The organism is Phycisphaerae bacterium (assembly GCA_041652575.1).
GTDB lineage: Bacteria > Planctomycetota > Phycisphaerae > Sedimentisphaerales > UBA12454 > UBA12454.
Genome location: JBAZHC010000002.1, coordinates 59,407 through 80,092 on the forward strand (window position 1 = coordinate 59,407; position 20,686 = coordinate 80,092).

Annotated in this window: 16 protein-coding genes; 10 read left to right on the plus strand and 6 right to left on the minus strand. The window is 46.3% G+C overall.

Annotated elements, in window-relative coordinates; all coding sequences use genetic code 11:
• Nucleotides 1–39: 39 nt before the first annotated feature.
• Genes WC496_01830 through ruvX form a run of 10 tightly spaced genes read left to right on the plus strand, consistent with a single transcriptional unit; the run spans nt 40 to nt 13,733 of the window.
• The gene (locus WC496_01830) at nt 40–945 is read left to right on the plus strand and encodes a protease modulator HflC (protein ID MFA5291756.1); all 906 of its coding nucleotides are present in this window, start codon (nt 40–42) and stop codon (nt 943–945) included.
• A 3-nt stretch (nt 946–948) separates the two neighbouring features.
• Nucleotides 949–2,202, plus strand: coding sequence for a protease modulator HflK (locus tag WC496_01835; protein ID MFA5291757.1), 1,254 nt, complete (start codon nt 949–951; stop codon nt 2,200–2,202).
• Between the two features lie 17 nt (nt 2,203–2,219).
• Nucleotides 2,220–4,169: a cation-translocating P-type ATPase gene (locus tag WC496_01840; GenBank protein MFA5291758.1), complete on the plus strand. Its 1,950-nt coding sequence runs from the start codon at nt 2,220–2,222 to the stop codon at nt 4,167–4,169.
• A 49-nt stretch (nt 4,170–4,218) separates the two neighbouring features.
• Nucleotides 4,219–5,448, plus strand: coding sequence for an ABC transporter ATP-binding protein (locus WC496_01845; GenBank protein ID MFA5291759.1), 1,230 nt, complete (start codon nt 4,219–4,221; stop codon nt 5,446–5,448).
• Nucleotides 5,441–6,814: a hypothetical protein gene (locus WC496_01850; GenBank protein MFA5291760.1), complete on the plus strand. Its 1,374-nt coding sequence runs from the start codon at nt 5,441–5,443 to the stop codon at nt 6,812–6,814. Before WC496_01845 ends, WC496_01850 begins: the two co-directional genes overlap by 8 nt.
• 26 nt (nt 6,815–6,840) lie before the next feature.
• Entirely contained in the window at nt 6,841–8,613 is a 1,773-nt protein-coding gene (locus tag WC496_01855) for a hypothetical protein (GenBank protein MFA5291761.1), read from the plus strand.
• The gene (locus WC496_01860) at nt 8,610–10,808 is read left to right on the plus strand and encodes a UvrD-helicase domain-containing protein (protein ID MFA5291762.1); all 2,199 of its coding nucleotides are present in this window, start codon (nt 8,610–8,612) and stop codon (nt 10,806–10,808) included. The genes WC496_01855 and WC496_01860 overlap by 4 nt, the downstream gene beginning before the upstream one ends.
• A 2-nt stretch (nt 10,809–10,810) precedes the next feature.
• Nucleotides 10,811–12,217: a glucose-6-phosphate isomerase gene (locus WC496_01865; protein ID MFA5291763.1), complete on the plus strand. Its 1,407-nt coding sequence runs from the start codon at nt 10,811–10,813 to the stop codon at nt 12,215–12,217.
• Nucleotides 12,218–12,235: 18 nt separating this feature from the next.
• Nucleotides 12,236–13,324, plus strand: coding sequence for a sugar phosphate nucleotidyltransferase (locus WC496_01870; protein ID MFA5291764.1), 1,089 nt, complete (start codon nt 12,236–12,238; stop codon nt 13,322–13,324).
• Nucleotide 13,325: 1 nt separating this feature from the next.
• Nucleotides 13,326–13,733, plus strand: coding sequence for a Holliday junction resolvase RuvX (gene ruvX / locus WC496_01875; GenBank protein MFA5291765.1), 408 nt, complete (start codon nt 13,326–13,328; stop codon nt 13,731–13,733).
• A 15-nt stretch (nt 13,734–13,748) separates the two neighbouring features.
• Here the strand turns inward: ruvX and WC496_01880 are convergent, their stop codons facing one another.
• The 6 genes from WC496_01880 to nusA are packed head-to-tail and all read right to left on the minus strand — an operon-like array spanning nt 13,749 to nt 20,398.
• Nucleotides 13,749–14,498, minus strand: a complete 750-nt coding sequence (locus WC496_01880) for a YebC/PmpR family DNA-binding transcriptional regulator (GenBank protein MFA5291766.1) — start codon at nt 14,496–14,498, stop codon at nt 13,749–13,751.
• A gap of 24 nt (nt 14,499–14,522) precedes the next feature.
• The gene (hisG, locus tag WC496_01885) at nt 14,523–15,398 is read right to left on the minus strand and encodes an ATP phosphoribosyltransferase (protein MFA5291767.1); all 876 of its coding nucleotides are present in this window, start codon (nt 15,396–15,398) and stop codon (nt 14,523–14,525) included.
• Nucleotides 15,399–15,407: 9 nt separating this feature from the next.
• Entirely contained in the window at nt 15,408–16,085 is a 678-nt protein-coding gene (locus WC496_01890; protein ID MFA5291768.1) for a hypothetical protein, read from the minus strand.
• Nucleotides 16,086–16,087: 2 nt separating this feature from the next.
• A complete protein-coding gene (rbfA, locus tag WC496_01895) occupies nt 16,088–16,456 on the minus strand; it encodes a 30S ribosome-binding factor RbfA (GenBank protein ID MFA5291769.1) in 369 nt (122 codons plus the stop codon).
• A gap of 12 nt (nt 16,457–16,468) precedes the next feature.
• Complete coding sequence (infB, locus tag WC496_01900; GenBank protein ID MFA5291770.1) at nt 16,469–19,120, minus strand: translation initiation factor IF-2; 2,652 nt, start codon at nt 19,118–19,120, stop codon at nt 16,469–16,471.
• Nucleotides 19,121–19,159: 39 nt separating this feature from the next.
• A complete protein-coding gene (nusA, locus tag WC496_01905; GenBank protein MFA5291771.1) occupies nt 19,160–20,398 on the minus strand; it encodes a transcription termination factor NusA in 1,239 nt (412 codons plus the stop codon).
• Between the last annotated feature and the right edge of the window lie 288 nt (nt 20,399–20,686).

The following is a 20,686-nucleotide window of genomic DNA, read 5'->3' on the forward strand; positions in this document are numbered from 1 at the left end:
TAGAATATAGATGTTGAGAATATTTAAGGGTAAGTCGAAATGAAAAATTTTGCGGTAATAATTCTGGTGGTACTGATTGTAGCTGTGATGATGCTCTACCTTGTCTCGTTTCAGGTGCGTCAGACGGAAACGGCGCTGGTTCTTACCTTCGGCAAGCCTACTCGCCAGATAACTGAGCCGGGCTGGAACTGGAAATGGCCCGCACCGATACAGACTCTGGTCAAATACGACGCAAGGCAAATGCTTTTCGGGGGCGTTGAGGAAGAAACGGTTACCAAAGGCGGAGAGCCGGTAATTGTTCAAACCTATATTATATGGCAAATCGCGGAACCGATAAAATTTCGTGAAGCCATACGAGATGTGCCGGGCGCGGAAAAACTGCTTAAAAGCAGACTTCGCGATGTGCAGAATAAGGTTGTCGGCAAACATTATTTCAGCGAATTTGTAAATAGCGACCGGCAGCAGATAAAATTCGGCGACATTGAGAATGAGATGACTCAACTGCTCGACGAGCCGGTAAAAGCGGCGTACGGCATGAAAGTCGAAGCTGTCGGAATAAAGATGCTTAAAGTGAGCGAAAAGGTTACGGAAGATGTATTTGCCCGGATGAAGGCCGACAGAAAACGAAAGACCGAAGCGACCCTGGCACAGGGAAATGCCGAGGCGACCAAGATAAAAAGCGATGCCGATGCGAAAATTACCGAGCTTATGGCCGCCACTGAAGCCAGGGCAAAGTCTATACGCGGTGCCGGCGATGCTGAGGCGGCTCAGTATTACAAGATGCTTGAGGCAGACCCGGAATTCGCGATGTTCCTGCGTGAAATTGAAACCCTGAAAAAAACCCTCAAGGAAAGAACAACCGTGGTTTTGCCTGCCGATGCCGAGCCGTTTAAGCTGCTCAGGGAAATGCCGAAAATCGAGCCGAAACAGAATGTGTCGAGATAAAAAATGAGTCACGAACATCATCATCACCATCATCATCACGAAACCAGTGAACATCAGGCCGATGAGCTGCAGAACTTCGGCGGAGAGTTTGACGCCGGTAGTAAGAGTCTTGCCGATGCACTGAGAATCAGTTTTGCTGTTCTGAAATTTATAATGCTTGTTCTGATTATCCTGTTTTTCAGTTCCGGCGTGTTTACAGTAGCGCCGGACGAACGGGCAATGATACTAAGGTTCGGACGAATCTGCGGCGATACAACGGACAAGAGGATACTGGGGCCGGGACTGCACTGGGCGATACCGTATCCGGTTGAAGAGGTGGTAAAATTACCCGCGAGAAATACCGTTTTGCGAACCGAAATAGATTCTTTCTGGTACGATACAACAAACAACCAGTCGGCAGGTACGCTCAATCCTGTTACGGACGGATACTGCATAACGAGGAACGATACCATCGCTGATTTGAAGGGCGGCAGCGACTATAATATTGTACACACCAAATGGCAGCTTACGTACAGAATTTCCGATTGCGAAATGTTCTTCAAAAAGGTTTATTTGAAAACCCCCGATGCCGGACAAAGTCTGATAGATGTAATACCGCAAAGTGTTGAGCCGTTTTTAAAGGCGGTCGCTTCCGAGGCGGTTGTCGTTGCGATGGTGAATTTCAGTATTGACGAGGCTATAAAGAGCGATTCCCAGATAGCCAAAGAGGCGGAAAAACTCCTGCAGAAAAAACTTGACGATATGAACTGCGGTATAGAAGTAGATTCAATGCAGCTTACCGCTGTTGCCTGGCCGAGGCAGGTAAACGATGCCTTTGTTGCGTCTATTAAGGCCAGCAACGAGGCTGACAGAATGATTCGCGAGGCGAAAGGATATTCTGAAAGCAGAATCAACGAAGCAGGCGGCGGAGAGTTGATTAGTGCTGTTCTTTCGCCGGATGTCAACGATAAGCAGAAGGAATATTTCTGGAATAATGCTTCAGGCTCTGCGCAGAAGACAATCGCAGAGGCGAAAGCGTACAGGACAAAAACTGTTGAATCGGCAAAAGCCAATGCCGATTATCTTAAGATACTTCTGCCGGAATATCAGAAGAGACCGAAACTGGTGATACAGAGAATTTATCAGGACGCAATCGAAGAGGTCTTAAGCAATACTCAGGAAACGATAATAGCACAGTCGAGCAGCGGCAGTAAAAATCGTGAATTCAGAGTTATGATAAATAGAGACCCGGCGATTGGAAAAGAAAAGAAAAAATAAGGTAAAGAACTGAGAAAATGACACATAGAGCATTGCATTTAACGGAACACGAAGTTGATGTGGCCAGGACACATCAGAAACAGGTTCGGGTTAGTCTCGCTTTGGCGGGGACACTGCTGGGCGGAACGCTGCTTTTGAACAGCCTTATCAGCCCGCTTTTCTATGGTAAAGGGTCGCAGATAAAGGAATTGCTCGCAATGCTGGCGGCAATACTTCTTGCTACGCCTGTTATTATTCACTCGATTAAAGGCGTTATCAGAAGCGAAATGCATATGGATGAGCTGGTATCGCTGGCCATAATAGCGGCATTCGCAACCGGAAATTATATCGCGGCAAGTGTCGTAGCGTTCTTTCTGCTGCTTAGCGAGCTTGTTGAGACAAGAACGGCGCTTGGAGCAAGAGCTGCGATTGAATCGCTTATTAAACTTACACCGACAAAAGCGTCACGGCTCGATGCCGGCGGAAATGAGAAACAGGTCAACGCCAGCCAGTTGAAGTGCGACGATGTTATCCGGGTAAGGCCCGGCGATAATATTGCCGCTGACGGCGAAGTTGTAAAAGGATTAAGCTCTGTTAATGAAGCGACAATCACGGGTGAATCACTTCCCGCCGATAAGGTGCCGGGAATGCAGGTTTTTGCGGGAACGAGCAATCTTACCGGCGTTCTCGATATCAGGGTAACAAGGGCTGGAAAAGATACGACGCTCGGGAAAGTGCAATCGCTTATTCTGCAGGCTGAACATACGCAGATACCGATTATGCGTATAATCGACAGGTATGTAAAATGGTATATACCCGTAATATTGATGATTGCGGCGATAATATGGTTCTTTACAAAGGACGTTAACAGGGCGATAGGCGCTCTTGTTGTTTCCTGTCCGTGCGCATTGATACTTGCGACGCCTACGGCGATGGTTGCAGCGTTGTCTGCTTCGGCAAGACTTGGCATTCTCATTAAGAAAGTCGCGGACCTCGAACTTGCCGGCAGAGTTACAGCGATAGTATTCGACAAGACCGGAACCCTGACTACAGGCCAGCTTTACGTTACCAAACTTACGCCCGCACAGGGCATTGAGCCTGCCGAACTTTTAAAATTTGCCGCTTCAGCCGAACAGATGAGTAAACATCCTGCCGCAAGGGCGCTGCAGATAGTTGCAAAGGATGCGAATCTGTCGCTGGATACGCCGGTAGATTTTGCCGAGACGCCGGGAAAAGGTGTAACGGCTGTTGTACAGGGGACAAAGATATTTGTCGGACGAGATACTTTTCTGAAAGAAAACGGTATAGATACTTCTGATGTGCCAGACCCGGCACTGCATGAAGAACAGGGGTTCAGCACTTTATATGTCGGCAGAGACAAAAAATGTATGGGATGGATCGGCATGCAGGACAAGACCAGACCCGAAGCCAGATTTGCAGTTGAGCAGTTGCTTGAAACCGGTATAAAACGGCTGACGATGCTGACCGGCGACAGGGAAGAAGTTGCTAAAAGAGTTGCCGCAGAACTCGGATGTACGGATGTAAAGGCCAAATGTCTGCCGCAGGATAAACTTGCCATTGTCGAAAAAATGAAAAAGGACGGCTTTGTCGTAGCAGTTGTCGGCGATGGAATAAATGACGCACCGGCCCTTGCAAGCGGAAACCTCGGAATAGCGATGGGAGCCGCAGGCAGCGATGTCGCAATAAATTCAGCGTCGATAGCGCTTATGAGCAACGACCTTAAACGGCTGCCGTTCCTCGTAAAACTTTCAAGGAAAACCACGTCGATTATCAATCAGAATCTTCTGTTTGGAATCCTGTTTATAATTCTTGGTGTTTCGGCTTCCGCTGTAGGATGGCTGCCGTTGATTTATGCGGCGCTGCTGCATTTTGCCGGTTCACTGGTTGTAGTCTTCAACAGCGCAAGATTAGTGCGATACGGCGAAGAACTGGAACCGCATAGTTATGCTCCGGCAGTGAATATTTAATAAAATTTTTCACGCCAAAATTTAATCTTTCTGATTTTGAGAGGGTATTTTGACTGCGAATAACGGACAATTTGCGATAGAGACGTTTTCACTGACCAAAATCTTCGCCGACTGGTGGGGACGAAGCAGAGTTGTGGCGGTTGATAATCTCAATATCAAAATCAGGAACAATCAGGTGTTTGGGCTTTTAGGGCCTAACGGGTCGGGTAAAACGACGATTCTGAAAATGCTGCTCGGACTGCTGCATCCTACAAAAGGAAGAGCGGTTATGCTGGGCGGGGACAGCAGGGACCCTAAAATAAGCGCTCAAATCGGATTTCTGCCGGAAGAGTCATATTTGTATTCATATCTAAACGCCAGAGAAACGCTGGATTTTTACGGCAGACTGTTTGGCTTAAACAGCAGAGTCAGAAAATCGCGAATCGACGCGCTGCTCGATATGGTTGGATTGGCCGGAATGGCAAACAGACCTATCGGAACTTTTTCAAAAGGTATGGCGAGGAGAATAGGACTTGCCCAGGCGCTTATAAATGACCCCAAACTTCTTATTCTCGATGAGCCGACAAGCGGACTGGACCCTATCGGAACAAGGCAAATTAAGGACCTTATTGTCGAACTTGCAAAACGCGGCAAAACAGTCCTGCTGAGCAGCCATCTGCTGGCCGATGCCGAGGAAGTCTGCGACCGTGTCGCCATACTTTACGGAGGACTTATACAAAAAGAAGGAAGCGTAGAAGAACTGCTTGCAAGAAAAGACAAAACACAGATTACTACAAATATTCTGACCGACAGGGCGGTAGAGCAGATAAGACGGATTGTCGAAAAAGACGGCGGCGACTTCGAGATAAAACCGCCGATGCAGAAACTTGAATCGTTTTTCATAGATATAGTCAGGCAGGCGCAGCAGCAGAAAAGACCTACAAGCGGAGCGGTAAACCGTCTGGAGGTCTCCGATGCCGAAAGGGCCGCTGCTATATCGGATGTGCTCGATAAGCTTGTTTCGGCGAAAATAGAGCCACAGAAAAAGATAGAAATGGCTGAAGTTGAAACGTTAAAAATTACTCCTGATTACGATGCTTTAAGCAAATTGACGCAGGAATCCGGACAGATGACCGAACCTGTTGTACAGGACAGGAAAAATGAACCTGCACAAATCACACAACCATCGCAGCAGGACGGTATAAAAAAAGATATCCTCGATGAGCTTACAAAACCGAAGGGGTTTACAGAACCACAGAATAACAGGCGTAAAAAAACAGAGGAGAAGAACAATGGGTAGGGTCTGGGCTGTTGCCAAAAACAGCTTTGTCTCTGCGATGCGAATGAAGACGGCGATAGTCTTTATGCTGCTGCTGATTATACTGCTGCCGATTTTGTGTATTACAAGTACCGGCGACGGCACAACCAAAGGACGCATTCAGAGTTTTATCAGTTATGGGCTCGGCCTTACAGGTTTCCTGTTGTCGATTCTTACTGTTATAGTGTCCTGTTTCACTTTAAGCACCGATATAAAACATAAACAGATTTACACGGTTATTACCAAGCCGATAAGACGATTCGAAGTGGTATTGGGTAAAGTGCTCGGCGTTGTAGTGCTGGATTTGCTGCTTTTGTTTGTGTTCTCGTCGATAATTTATGCGCTGACGCTTCAGATACCACGGATTTCAAAAACTAAAAGTGATGAGCTTGTCAAGCTGAATAATGAGTTTTTTACGGCAAGAACGGCTTTGAAGGCAAACTTTGACAGGCTGGTGGTAGAAAAACGTGTTAACGACGTCTATGAGGAGCTTAAAAAGTCCGGCCAGTTGGATGAGTCGAGAAGTAAACAAGCTGTTTTGCAGGAACTTAGGGATGCGGCGAAGTACAGTATGTACTCGGCAGAGCCGGGCGGGATGGTTTTGTGGGAGTTTGAAAATGTAAAACCGTTCGATTCCAACGATAGTCTTTTTATTCGTTTAAAATTCAATGCCTCGCAGGTTCCGCCGGATAAAAATATTTATGGCGTATGGTATGTCGGAGATTATCGGCAGATAAAATATGGACAGGAAAATCTTAAGACCCCGATTCGAATTATTCCGCGTAAAGAGATAGTAGGGGCAATTCATGAGTTCCATGTGCCGGCCGACGTTGTGGCTGAGGATGGTTATTTGGCAGTTGCTTTTTACAATGAGCCGATGAATAACACAACAGTGATATTTCCGCAGGAAGACGGCTTCGAAGTTCTTTATAAGGCCGGCAGTTTCGGCGATAATTTTTTGCGAGTAGTATTTATTATTTTCGCAAGGCTTGTTTTTCTTGCCGCACTTGGAGTTTCGCTTTCCACCTGGCTGGGGTTTCCTGTAGCGGTACTGTGCTGCCTTGCGGTTTTTGTTACAGGCGTGATAAATGGTTTTATCGTCGGCTCTTTCGGCTATCTGGGACAAAACGTCATACTTTTTTACAAATATGTGTTAGAGCCTATTATCTGGCTTCTGCCGAAATTCGACCAGAATTACAATATCAACAAATATATAATCGACGCCAGACTGATAGGGACAGGCTTTTTTGTAATGACTGTCACGGCGCTTGCGGTCAAGTCAGCCATTATTCTGGTTGCCGGATTTCTGATATTCGCGCGGCGGGAAATAGCTAAAGTCATAGTTTAATTTTTTTTATAAGAAGATTTATTTTTATGCGGTTACGGGAAATTGTTATCTGTGTTTTATGCGTACTTGCGGCGGCAGGGCTGCTGTTTTTGGGCTCGCAGAAACTCGATAAAATAAACGTTCAGCGAAGCGAGATGAAGCTGGTTATGAATGAGCCTCTCCAAAACGCTCCGCCTTCGCTGGCCTTTGCTACCGTTGCACTGGGAGCTTTCCGCGGACTTATTGTTGACGTGCTGTGGATTCGAGCCGACCAGTTGAAGGAAGAAGGTAAATTCTTCGATGCGAAACAGCTTGCCGAATGGATAACGCTCCTTCAGCCGAGATTCGCGGCAGTATGGGACTTTCACGCATGGAATATGGCTTATAATATTTCTGTGGCCATCCCCGCAAGCAGGCCGCAGGAACGATGGCAGTGGGTCAGGAACGGATATGAACTTCTTCGGGACAAAGGCATAGAAATAAATCCGGGAAACATCGACCTTTATCGTTCACTTGCCTGGATATTTCAGCACAAAATCGGCAACGTTATGGATGATTGCCATAAATACTATAAATTACAGCTTTATAATGCGATGAAACCGTTGATAGGACCGGGAACGCAGGAATATTATATTAAACTGGCAAAGGCGCCGAAAACGCTTCAGGAAATGCTCACAAACCCTGAGACAGTAAAGTTTTTAAATGAGCTTTCCGCGGCGGATGCCGTTTTTGCCAATCAGCAGGAACTTGTGGACAATTATCTTTCACTTCGGCAGCAGCCGGTAAAATTTCCGGAAAAAGATTTTAAAGTCATCGATAAGTACAGGGGAACGGAAACGCTCAACGGCTTTGATGTTTTTGCCAAGGCGTATTATTTGAGGCATACCTGGGAAATGGAGCCGGAACTGATGGGTCAGTTAAATGAAAAATACGGGCCTGTCGATTATAAAGACCCTAACAAAGTACTGCCGCTGGACTGGACTCAGGCTGATGTTCATGCGATGTACTGGGCGGCGCTGGGACTGAAAAGAACAGAAAAAAAATATTCATTTGAAATGCTTAGTACGGATAGAATTGTTTTTCACAGCCTTCAGAGTCTTTACACTCGCGGGAAAATGATTATTTATACCTCGCGTGTACCTGCAAAAGACGACCCATGTGACATCAGCGAACAGGAGAGCGTATTTTTATTCCCGGACCTGAGAATGTTCAGTAGATATGACACGGCACTGCGGGAGTTAAAAAAGAAATATGTCGAGCTTGGTGCTGATCCGGAGATTCTTGAAGTTCCGCACAGGAATATGCTCAAACGAGCGGTTTTGCTGTTTTATCAGGCCGGTCATATTGACAAGGCTCTGGAAATATACAATACCCTGCGGAAAGAATATCCGACAGATAAGGAAATACAGGTTTCTCTGACGGAATATGCGAGAAACAGGCTGATTAACGAGCTATCCTCTATCGGCTTAAATGACGCCACAGAAATTATAACCCTTATGCTGCAGGAAGCAAATTATCGTTATGCTGTGCATGATGACGATGAGGCATTCGGCAGAGAGAAGATGGCGAAAGAAGTTTATGACTCTTACCAGAAAGAGTTTGGCGATGAGGGTGTCGACAGGGTAACGCTGCCGGATTTCAACATACTGCGATATATAGGATTGAGCGGTTTTCTGAATGATGCTCGATACCCGGAAGATTTAAAGCAAAACCTGCTTGGGCGAATACAAATAGAAAGGCCGGAACTTTACGAAAAATTGAAGCAGCAGCAGGAGTCTATTATGCAGGAGATGCAGAAGCAGGAAGGCACGCAGCAATGAGCCGACAGCAGGAAGCTGTGGAAAATCTTACAGGGGCGCAGAAACAGGCCGTCTTCCATAAGGATGGGCCTTTGCTGATTATAGCAGGGCCGGGAAGCGGAAAAACTCGCGTAATTACACACCGGATTGCAGCGCTGGTTAAACAGGGCGTTTTGCCTTTTAATATCTGCGCAGTAACCTTTACCAATAAAGCAGCCGACGAAATGCGTCAGAGAGTTCTGGCGATGGATGTTCCGCAGGGGGTGAATTTAAGCACTTTTCATTCGCTTTGTGTCAGAATTCTGCGAAAGTTCAATGAAGCCGCGCGTATTGCTCCGGCATTCAGTATCTTCGCTGCTTCTGAACAGAAAAGCTGTATGAGAGAAGCGATTAAATCGGCCCAGCTTGATTCGAAAAATTTTCCGCCTGCCGCTATGCTCGAAACAGTATCGCGGCTGAAAAATAACCTTGAAGACGTAGGAACATTTGAGGCGAAAAGCAGCGGCGATTATTTTTCACAATGTGTGTTGAAAATTTACAGGACATACCAGAAGATTCTTGAAAAAAACAGTGCGCTTGATTTTGACGATTTGCTTCTGAAGACGGCATTTCTGCTTAGAGATTTTCCGGATATCAGAAAACAATTAAATGAACGATTCAAATATCTGATGGTTGATGAATATCAGGATACCAACCACGCCCAGTACCAGATTGCCAGGGGATTGTCCGCAGAACACGGTAATATTTGCGTGACCGGCGACCCGGACCAGTCGATATACGGCTGGCGGGGGGCGGATATAGGCAATATCCTTGCCTTTGAACATGATTGGCCGGATGCTACAATTGTAAGGCTGGAAGAAAACTTCAGAAGTATGCCGGAAATTCTTGCTGTTGCCGACAGACTTATCCTTGCCAATAAGAGCCGAAAGCAGAAAAAACTTCTGCCGATTAAAAAAGCCGGCGGTGAAATTGCCGCCCGCTGTCTTGAAGATGAACAGGCCGAAGCGGAATTTATAGCCCAATATACCAAACAACTCCTTAATGCCGGTACCGAAGCAAACCAGATAGCGGTGTTTTACCGGGTTAACTCGATGAGCAGAGCGATTGAAGAGGCGTTTGTGGTAAATCGGATTCCATACCAGATAATACGCGGCGTGGAATTCTACAGCCGAAAGGAAATCAGAGATATCCTGGCGTATCTGAGGCTGATTGTAAATCCGTCGGACGACCAGGCTCTTGTGCGGATAATCAATGCGCCTGTAAGGGGAATAGGACAAACGACAGTTTCGCGGCTTGCTGAATATGCGGCACTGCAAAGCACAAATATTTACCATGTCGTTAAAGACTGCGATAAAGTAAACTTACTCTCGGCCGCGGTAAAGATTAAACTTAAAGCTTTCGCGGAGATGATAGAGAATTTTAAAAAAAATATGGACCAGCCCTCTGCGGTTGTTATAGAAAATGTGTTCAGGGCAAGCGGGTTGTATGAATCTCTCAAAGCCGAAGTCGCGGAAGAATCTTACAGTAAGGCCTCGCCGCTTGATAATGTTTTTGAACTTATAAATTCCGCAAGACGATTCGACGAGCAGCAGGGCGGAAGCCTGGTTGATTTTCTGCAGCATATTGCGCTGTTCAGCGATACGGATACTTATGACGGCAAAAGCGGCAAGGTTTCGCTGATGACGCTGCATTGCGCAAAAGGCCTTGAGTTTGAAAATGTTATTATTGCCGGACTTGAGCAGGGACTTTTGCCGCACGAAAGAAGCGCAGATACTCCTTCGCAGCTCGAAGAGGAAAGAAGGCTGTTTTTCGTGGGTATTACGCGGGCAAAAAGACGGCTTTGTGTAACCCTGTGCAGGTATAGAACGATACACGGACAATTGACAAGAACAATTATATCGCCGTTTCTTTTTGAAGCCGGCCTTGAATTACAGGAATATGGTGACCGGACAGACGATTTGGATTATGATGATGACGACCAGCAGGATTCTTATCAGGAACCTGTTTCGCAGGTAGCCGGCAAAAAAAAGACAGATAATGCTTTTGCCGCCGGTCAGCTCGTTTCGCATAAAAAGTTTGGGATGGGCAGAGTAAAGGAATTTCATGATTTAGGAACAGAAAGCATTGTTGTCGTACAATTTAAAAGCGGTCAGGTAAAACCTTTAATGTTAAAATATGCTAATTTGAGTATTATTGGACAAAGCCAGGAGCATTGATTATGGAAACGCCACAGGTAAAATTTTATTACAAAAATGTTACAGCGGAAGTTCTTGGGAAAGAGCACGGCATAACGAAACAGCAGTTCGATGAGCTTGTTAAAAAGACTGAACCGTTGATTGAACAGCTTAATGCCGAAAGGAAAGCCGGAAAAACTAAATATCGTGATTTGCCTTATAAGACCGATATGGTTAAAGATGTAAAAAAGATCGCCGATGGAATCAAAGGATGTGAAAATTTCGTAGTCCTCGGCATAGGCGGCTCTGCCCTCGGTAATATCGCCCTGCAGACAGCGTTAAATCCTTATTTATATAATCTCGATGAAAAACAGCGAAAAGGTCCCCGGCTATTCGTGCTTGATAATGTTGACCCGCAGCAGATACGTTCGTTCCTCGATTGGGCCGGAGACAGGCTGGATAAAACTGTATTTAACGTTATAAGCAAATCGGGCAGAACAGCGGAGACGGCTTCACAATTTTTAACTATCTGCGATTTGATTGAAAAAAGAATCGGCAAAGACAAGCTGAAAGAGCAGATTATTGCTACGACAGACGCCAAACAGGGAACGCTTCGCAATATTACCGAAAAATTCGGATTCAGAAATCTTGAAGTGCCGGATGGCGTCGGGGGCAGATTCAGTGTTCTCAGTGCTGTGGGACTTTTAAGCGCCGCCATATGCGGTATCGATATCGAACATCTCCTTGCCGGCGCTGCGGAAATGGATAAAAAAGTCAGCCTGAAGGATTTTTATAAAAATCCGGCCGCTGTCAACGCCGCGATAAACTGGCATTATTATAACAGGGGCAAGAAAATATCCGTAATGATGCCATACAGTTTTGCGTTAAAGGATTTCGCCGATTGGTACAGACAGTTGTGGGCGGAAAGTCTCGGCAAAGCCAAAGACCTTACCGGCAAAGAAGCCTTTGTCGGGCCCACACCCGTTAAAGCACTCGGAGCGACCGACCAGCACAGCCAGGTACAGCTTTACCGTGAAGGGCCGAATGACAAACTGTTTACATTCCTTGCCGTGAAGGACTTTGAAAAAGATGTCCAAATCGGCAAATCGCCCGATATCGCACCGGAACTGGCGTATCTTTCAGGGCAGAAAATGAGCAGGCTTATCAACAGCGAAAAAACAGGGACCGAATACGCACTCCTGGCGAGCAAAAGGCCCTGTCTGACGGTTGCGTTTGACAGGATTTGTCCTTATACTGTAGGGCAGTTTATTTATCTGTTTGAAACGACGACCTCGATAGCCGGAATGCTGTTTGGGATTAATACATATGACCAGCCTGCGGTTGAACTTGGCAAAGACGCCACGCTTGCATTAATGGGCAGCAGTGATTATGCTGAATTGGCGGAAAAAATAAAACCGTTCGAGAAAATGGACAGTAGTTTTATTATATAAATCTGAAAAGGGAAGCTTATGCGGTTTGCGGTAATAATGGCAGGTGGCACCGGTAAAAGACTATGGCCCCTGAGCAGGGAAGACAGGCCGAAACAAGTTCTCAAGCTTATTGACGGTGATACTCTTCTGCGAAGATGCTACCAGAGAGTGAACGCGATGTTCGACTATCGGCATATAATTGTGCTCACCAATAAAGGCTATTCGGACATTGTGCGCGATAATCTTCCTGAGATTCCGTATGATAACGTCATCGCTGAGCCTGCAGTACGGGATACCGCCGGGGCAATCGGGCTGGCCGCGTCTGTATTGGCAGGATTCGACCCTGACGCGACAATGGCGGTTGTTACCGCCGACCAGGTGATAAAGCCGACAAATGTATTTCATCAGGCACTGGAAGACGGTATGAATTTTGTCGAAGAAACTCCTGATGCTCTGGTGACCTTCGGCATTCAGCCTTCGTTTCCGAATACACAGCTTGGTTATATAAAACTTGGCGATGGGCGGAAATATTCGCATTGCGACAATGAGATTTATAAGGTTGAGGCCTTTAAGGAAAAGCCAGACCTGCTGACTGCAAAGGAATATCTTTCTACGGGCAAATACTGCTGGAATTCCGGACTTTTTGTCTGGAAGGCAAAAAGAGTACTTGAATTGCTTTTCGAAAATATTCCGCAGGTCAAACAGCCGCTCCAGAGCATACAGGCCAATTGGGGTGGGCCGAATCAGGAAGAGACGCTGGCGGAGAATTTTATAAAACTGCCGAAAATAAGCATTGATTTTGCCGTTATGGAAAAAGCTCCAAAGGTTCATGCAATCAGGCTTAATTGTCAATGGCTCGATATGGGGTCGTTTTCGGCTCTTGCTGATATCATACAGTCTGACAAAAACGGCAACATTGTTGTCGCCGAACAAACCGAATTTCTTAATTGTAAAAACAACATACTCGTTACTGAAGACAAAAATCACCTGATAGCTGCAATCGGGCTTGAGAATATGGTTGTTGTGCATAGCCCCGACGCGACACTGGTTTGTCCCATTGGTGAAACAGAAAAACTCAAGGAGCTTCTGGACATTCTCAGGCAGCAAAAAAAAGAGAAATATCTGTAATATGCGGTTTCTCTGCATAGATCTCGGCGATAAAAGGACGGGACTTGCCATCTGCGACGGCGATGAAATTCTGGCAAGCCCTTTAGCCGTTTTAGAGGTACAAAGAAATTTGCCCGACGAGATTGTGAGAATTGCCGAAGAGCAACAGGTGGAGGCTCTGGTTTTTGGATTACCCATAAATATGGACGGCAGCGAAGGCGAAAGAGCGGTTCACACGAAAAACTTTGCCGAGAAAATCAAAAACAAAACAACTCTGCCGATGTTTTTTCAGGATGAAAGACTTTCAAGCTTCACCGCGGGCGAGAAACTCTCTCGAACAGGCCTTACGCACAAAAAGAAAAAGAACAGAATTGATGCGATAGCAGCCGCGGAAATACTGAAAAACTTTCTCGAAAAAAGAAAACAATAAAAGTTAAATCACCTTTTATTGCAGCTTTGCGATAATGTCATCAGGAATATCAAAATTGGCATATACGTTCTGTATATCGTCGTGGTCTTCCAGTTCTTCCATAAGAGAAAGTATCTTCCTGGCGGATTCAGAATCCGATATCGGGATAGAATTCTGCGGGACCATCGACTGTTCAGCGACCTGAAGCGTAATCTGTTTTTCCTCAAGGGCCTTTTTCAGGCCTTCATAAGCTGATGGGTCGCATGTTATTTCGTAAACCTCTCCTGTATTTTGCATATCATCGGCGCCGGCTGACAGAGCGATTTCCATCAGATTGTTTTCATCAGTTGAGTTGGTCGGAACGGTAATCAGACCTTTTTTGCTGAACAGATAGTTTACGCATCCTGTTGTGCCGAGTGAACCGCCGTGATGTTCGAAAATTTTTCTTATTTCAGGAGCTGTTCTGTTGCGATTGTCTGTCAGCGCCTCAGCCATTATCGCCACGCCGCCGTGAGCGTAACCTTCATAAAGCACGGTAACGAATGCGATGGTATCGCCTTCGCCGGCACCTTTCTTAACAGCCTTTTCGATGGTGTCTTTGGGCATATTGGCTTGTTTGGCTTTATCGATTGCGTATCTCAAAGCGAGATTTTGTGAAGGGTCGCCTCCACCGCTTTTAGCCGCAACTATAATAGTACGCGCTATTTTGCTCCAGACTTTGCCGCGCTTGGCGTCATTAGCCGCTTTTTTGTGTTTTATTCCAGCCCAGTGTGAATGACCTGACATATTGTTGACCTTATCAAAAAGATGTTAATGTATAACTTTATTCAGCGGATAGGTAATAATTCCTGAAGCACCTGCCCGTTTGAGTTTCGGCACAATGACTCGTTCCACCGCTGTATCTACGACTACCTCAACCGCCACAAAATCACTGTTGGCAAGTGACGAAATTGTAGGGCTTTTTTCAGCAGGCAGAATCTTTATTATATCGCTCAGGCGATTTTTATTGACGTTCATTTTCAAACCAACGGTTGTCTTTGCGTCGATTGCGGCGTTTAACAAAATGGAAATATTTTCAATTTTTTCGTGTTTGAATTTATCTTTCCATGCGTTTTTATTAGCGATAAATCTTGTGGTGGATGTGAGCAGGGTGTCGATGACTCTCAGGTTATTCGCCTTAAGGCTTGACCCGGTTTCGGTGAGTTCGACTATCGCATTAACCAGCCGGGCTTTTACTTCAGTTGCGCCCCAGCTGAATTCCACCTTTACGTTGATTTTTCTTTTCTTGAAGTATTCTTTTGTTACTCCGACCAGTTCTGTTGCGATAATGCCGCCGTCGAGGTCCTCGGACTTTTTGACTTTCGATTCGTTCGGCACAGCGAGAACCCATTTTGCCGGATTCGATGTTGCTTTGCTGTAAAATAGTTCACACACTTCGTGAACAGATGATTTGTTTTCGAGTATCCAGTCGTGGCCGGTGAAACCCGCGTCAAGCACGCCGTCTTCGACGTATCTGCTCATCTCCTGCGCCCGCAGCATTATAAGCTGAATCTGCTCGTCGTTGATTCGCGGGAAATAGCTTCTTTCGTAGCCTGTTATACTAAAACCTGCCTTTTCGAAAAGGTCGAAAGTGGCCCTTTCGAGGCTGCCCTTTGGAATACCGAGTTTAAGAATCTGTTCTGACATAATAACTCCTTACTTTACGGATTTCGGCTTCTTTTTGGCAGTATCTTTTTTGCTTTCCGAAAGTATTGAGGCAGCTTTGGAACTGGCCAGTTCACTGTCATGACGGATAATTGCATAAAAAGCATAAGCATCAGAGGCCGAAATCTGTTTTTCAATAAATGATGTTATCTGAGTATTGTCCCATTGCGGGTCGATAAGATCATAAGTCTTGAGGTATTCAATCATTTTTTCGGTAAGCGGTACCGCATGAGCGTTTAAGGCCGTAAGCATTACATAATCGCATATAAAAGCCGTAATACCGTTGAATTTTTCGAGAATTTCCCTCGAATTCTTTTTGCCTATCGCGGCGAAGTCTTCCGGAGCCAGACAGTCATATTTCTGGAATATGGCGTTAAGCAGAGAAGTAAGCACCCCGGCGGTTTTCTCAATATTTGTTATGTCGGAGCCGACGACTTCTACTATTTCTTCGATCCTGGCGACGCGTAAATCGTTGATATCCACAAAGTGAGACTGAAATTTTCTAATCGCTGCTTTTGCGGCTGATTCAGTAGAATTCTGGCAGAGCACAGCGAAAACAATCGCCTCGACAATGTCCTGATAGGCAGGTTTTTTGGGTTTCTCAGCGCCTTTCTTAAGGGCGTTGAACAATTTCTTTATCTTCTGGGAATATTGGGTCGTATTTTTCATTTCTATTCGCTATCAGATTTAAATTCCTTTGAGACTTCATCGATAAGCCTCAGTGTTTCCAGTGTCTTTTTCAGCCTGTCGTCATGGTGAAAGTACAGGTGAGGACAAAACTTTGACTTTACATAACTGCCTAAAAGGGTCTGTATATGCCCTGCGGCATGCTCGATAGCCGTAAAGGCCCGTCGCTGTTTTGCCTCATTTTCCGCCATAATGCTCAAAAAAACCTCCGCTCTTTTGAGGTCAGGCTCTGTGGTTACCTCAGTTACGCTGATAAGCCCTTCTATTCGCGGATCCTGCATGTGATTATTTATTATATCACTGATTGCTTCTTTTAGAACACGCGACATTTTTTCTTGTCTTCGACTGGGCATGGCTGTTCCGGTTTAAATGGTCCTCTGAACTTTGACTATTTCGTAGACCTCGAAAATGTCGCCCGTTTTTATATCGTCGAAGCCGGCAATCTTTATACCGCACTCGAATCCGGTGCGAACCTGTTTTGCATCGTCTTTAAAATGCTTGAGAGATTCTATCGGACAGTTGTCTCTTAGAATAATATTATCACGGATAAGCCTGATTCGGGCATTACGGTTGACTTCACCCTGTTCGACATAACAGCCGGCGATGGTACCTACGCCGGTAATCTTAAAGGTATCGCGTACCACGGCTTTTCCAAGGCTGTTGATTCTGTCTTCAGGTTCGAGCATTCCGGACATGGCCTTTTTAAGGTCGTCTGTTATCTTGTATATAATGCTGTACAGCCTGACGTCGACGCCTTTCGACTCGGCAATTTTCGCGGCCTTGTCTTCTGGTACGACGTTAAAACCTATAACAATAGCGCCCGAAGCTTCCGCCAGCACTATATCGCCTTCCGTAATACCGCCGACGGCGGCGTGCAGAATCTTAATCTGTACTTCGCCGGTGCTGAGGTCCGAAAGATATTTCATCAAAACATCTACAGAACCCTGAACATCGGCTCGTATGATTATATTGACTTCCTTTGTCCTGCCTGCCTCGATTTGGCTGAATAGATTTTCCATTGTTACAAGCGAACGGGTAGAAAGCGCTGCCTTGCGAGCGAGGGATTTTTTGTCTTCCGCCGCCGCTTTGGCACGATTTATATCTTCCAGACAATAAAATTTGTCGCCTGCCTGAGGTACATTATTAAGACCTGATACTTCAACCGGCATTGCGCTTATCGCTGAGCTGATTGACCTGCCTGTGCTGTCTCTTAAAGTTCTTATTCTGCCGTAACCCGCACCGGCGAGGATAATATCGCCTTTCTTAAGTTTGCCTTCCTGTATGAGCAGTGTGGCCATGGGGCCTTTGCTCGGATTCAATTTTGCTTCGACAACCCAGCCGACAGCAGGTATCGTTGGGTCGGCCTTGAGTTCGAGAATTTCAGTCGCGAAATCGAGATGCTCTAAAAGTTCTTCAATACCGGTTCCCTTGGTGGCGCTTGTTTTGACAACATCTGTTTTGCCGCCCCATTCAGAAGGCGCCAGGTCGTGTTCGGCAAGCTGACCGTAAATCCGGTTTATATCTACGCCCGGCAAATCTATTTTGTTTAAAGCTACTATTATATGTACGCCTGCGGCCTTGGCATGGTGAATGGCCTCGACTGTCTGAGGCATTACACCGTCATCAGCGGCAACGACAAGTACGACGATATCGGTCATATTTGCGCCACGGGCACGCATCTCTGTAAAAGCTTCGTGGCCGGGCGTATCGAGGAATGTAACTTTCTTGAGATTATTTTTGTCGCCCCATGTTACCTGGTAGGCGCCGATGTGCTGGGTTATACCGCCCGCTTCGCCCGCTGCGACCTGTGCCGAGCGGATTCTGTCGAGCAAACTCGTCTTGCCGTGGTCGACATGGCCGAGCATTGTAACAACAGCGGAACGCTTCTGAAGATTATTCTTCGGCCTATTGGCAAACTCTTCCGCTATCTGCTGCTCGATGGACAATCTTTGCTGAACGATAAGCTCTATGCCGAAATCAAGAGCGACAAGTTCGGCGGTCTCAGCCGGTATGACCTGATTCGCAACGGCCATAACACCGTGAGCTATAAGTTTTTCCGCGATTTCAGCGGTTTTTACGACGAGCGCTGCGGCCAAATCTTTTACTGTGATTGGTTCGTAAACGTAAGCCTTCTCCGGTTTTATTTTCAAAGCCTCTTCGGCTTTTGATTTTTTAGTTTCAATTTTTCGTGTCGGCCGCAAACGCATACCTTCGCCGCCGGCAGCTTCCAGCCGGGCGCGTCTTTCCTCGATATCTCTTGTAAGAAGTTTGCGGGCCGTCTTCTGCTGACGCAAAGGTTCTTCAACCAGCAATGTTTCATCATGCTTTCGGCCGTGAGTTTTCTTCTTGCCTTTGCCGGATTTTGCTGATGTCTCGGCAATTTCAGGTGCACTTGCCAAAAGGGGCTCGGTGGCCTGCTGCTTGTAAGATGGTTTTGACGGCCTCGGCCTTGTTCTGGGCCGTTCCATTACCTCAGGTTTTTCAACACGTATAACCCTTGGGCCGGATAACTTGGCAGGTTTGGGCTTCTCAAGTTTAGGGCCTGCAGGCATAACAGGTTCAGGTGGTTTAGGCGGTGTGGTTATAATTTCCGGTACAATGACAGGTGCAGGTTCTATAACGGTCGAGCCGGAGGACTCCTGCAATTGAGCGGTTTGAGAATCCGTTTCCGATTTAACGGTTTCTAAAACGGCTGTCGGTGTAGTTCCGGATTCCTGAGCTTCAACCGGTTTCTGTTCGGCTGCTGCGACGGCGGCTGCCTCCTCGGCTGTTGGTTTCTTTACGGTTTTTTTCTTTTTCTTGACGCGGACTTTGGCAAGGTCAACCGGGGCAGCCGTCTCTACCGTAGTAGTATGCGTACCTTCGCTGAACCATTCGCGAATTGTTGCCGCCAGACCGGCAGAAATTGTTGACATGTGATTTTTTACGTCAAGACCTTCAGCCTGGCACTTTTCTATAATGGCCTTACTGTTGACACCGAGGTCTTTGGCTAAAAGATGTACTCTTGTGGTTGCCAATCTGACCGGACTCCAAAAATATTAAAAACGAATTTCGAATTACTGGTCGCTATCCTGTTGAGGTTCTACTGCTTTGACCTGTTCGACCAGCAGGACTTCTGCAATGGTCGGAGCGGATTCCGCTGTCTGCTTTTTGGCCAATTCTTCAGCAAGATGTATTACCTTTTCAGCCATATCGGGCTGAAGACCTATTTCGCTAATTAACGGCTCTTTGCCGATTTCCGCCAGGTCAAGTACGGAAATTATGCCCAGGGCGATAAGCTTGTCGATGAAAGTATCGTCCAGACCTTCAACATCCTTAAAGCCGGCGGTAAGTCTTTCGACTTCCTGATTGTATTCCTCCGGCGTGAGTATGTCGATGTCCCAGTCGGTGAGTCTTGCGGCAAGTCTGACATTCTGTCCATGTTTGCCTATGGCCAGACTTAACTGGTCTTCCGGAACGACAACTGTAGCGCCGCCAAGCTCGAAGCATAACGCCACCTGACTGCATTTTGCAGGCATAAGAGCGTTGGCAATCAGTTCATGTGAGGATTCGTTCCACCGGACGATATCTATTTTTTCGCCGCCGAGTTCATCGACGATGTTTTTAATCCTGCTGCCGCGAACGCCGACACAGGCGCCAACAGCATCAACCTTTGAATCGTTGGACAATACCGCTATTTTGGTTCTATAACCCGCTTCACGGGCAAGAGCCTTAATTGCGATTATACCTTCGGCCACCTCAGGCACTTCAAGCTCAAAAAGACGGCGGATAAAGTCAGGATGAGTACGGGAAAGAACTATTTTCACCTGGCTGGAACTTTCTCGTACATCAAGAATCAGGCAGCGGATTCTTTCGCCGACATGATGGCTCTGGCCGCTAATCTGTTCGCTTTTCGGCAAGACAGCCTCGGTTCGATTATTAAGATTTATAATTAAAGAACCGCCTTCATATCGAACAGCGGCGCCGCTGACGATTTCGCCTTTTCGCTCCACAAACTCGTCATATACGCTTTGCCGTTCGTCAGCCTTAATCTTTTGAATCATAACCTGTTTGGCTGTCTGGGCGGGTATTCGGCCGAGCCGCTTAATATCTATCTGCTGGCCATCCTTAAACGCGACCATATCGCCGGTTTGACGGTCGATACGAACCTGAATATCGGATTCAACATCTGTTTTGCCGAAGTATTTTCTTGCTGCAGATACCATCGCAGATTCGAGGTCCTGGAAAATGGACTCTCGATCGATATTCTTATCACGAGCGATATTGTCAACTATTCTAACTAATTCCTGATTCATTTTGCACCTTCAACTGCAACAATTCTAAGTAAAAAAAAGTGGAAACATCCACAAAAAGAACGTTTCCACTTCAAAAGCCGTTTTTTCTGTCTTCTGTCGTTTTACATTAAGACTTCCTCCGCGACAGACTTAGCCAAAGTTACTTTCCAAGCGAAAGCGTTCATCAGCCACGCATAACCACAATGCAGCAAACCAGATGTAGCCGCCCGGCTACGCACGACTGTTAAATCCTGTAAATATCATAGTCTGACCTTCTTTTTGATCTTACTCTAAACAGGTAATAAAAAA

What these genes read in the sequence shown, in the direction of transcription:
- WC496_01830 (MFA5291756.1), top strand. Translation starts at nt 40, where the DNA reads ATGAAAAATTTTGCGGTAATAATTCTGGTGGTACTGATTGTAGCTGTG.
- WC496_01835 (MFA5291757.1), top strand. Translation starts at nt 949, where the DNA reads ATGAGTCACGAACATCATCATCACCATCATCATCACGAAACCAGTGAA.
- WC496_01840 (MFA5291758.1), top strand. Translation starts at nt 2,220, where the DNA reads ATGACACATAGAGCATTGCATTTAACGGAACACGAAGTTGATGTGGCC.
- WC496_01850 (MFA5291760.1), top strand. Translation starts at nt 5,441, where the DNA reads ATGGGTAGGGTCTGGGCTGTTGCCAAAAACAGCTTTGTCTCTGCGATG.
- WC496_01855 (MFA5291761.1), top strand. Translation starts at nt 6,841, where the DNA reads ATGCGGTTACGGGAAATTGTTATCTGTGTTTTATGCGTACTTGCGGCG.
- WC496_01860 (MFA5291762.1), top strand. Translation starts at nt 8,610, where the DNA reads ATGAGCCGACAGCAGGAAGCTGTGGAAAATCTTACAGGGGCGCAGAAA.
- WC496_01865 (MFA5291763.1), top strand. Translation starts at nt 10,811, where the DNA reads ATGGAAACGCCACAGGTAAAATTTTATTACAAAAATGTTACAGCGGAA.
- WC496_01870 (MFA5291764.1), top strand. Translation starts at nt 12,236, where the DNA reads ATGCGGTTTGCGGTAATAATGGCAGGTGGCACCGGTAAAAGACTATGG.
- ruvX (MFA5291765.1), top strand. Translation starts at nt 13,326, where the DNA reads ATGCGGTTTCTCTGCATAGATCTCGGCGATAAAAGGACGGGACTTGCC.
- WC496_01880 (MFA5291766.1), bottom strand. Translation starts at nt 14,498, where the DNA reads ATGTCAGGTCATTCACACTGGGCTGGAATAAAACACAAAAAAGCGGCT.
- hisG (MFA5291767.1), bottom strand. Translation starts at nt 15,398, where the DNA reads ATGTCAGAACAGATTCTTAAACTCGGTATTCCAAAGGGCAGCCTCGAA.
- WC496_01890 (MFA5291768.1), bottom strand. Translation starts at nt 16,085, where the DNA reads ATGAAAAATACGACCCAATATTCCCAGAAGATAAAGAAATTGTTCAAC.
- rbfA (MFA5291769.1), bottom strand. Translation starts at nt 16,456, where the DNA reads ATGCCCAGTCGAAGACAAGAAAAAATGTCGCGTGTTCTAAAAGAAGCA.
- nusA (MFA5291771.1), bottom strand. Translation starts at nt 20,398, where the DNA reads ATGAATCAGGAATTAGTTAGAATAGTTGACAATATCGCTCGTGATAAG.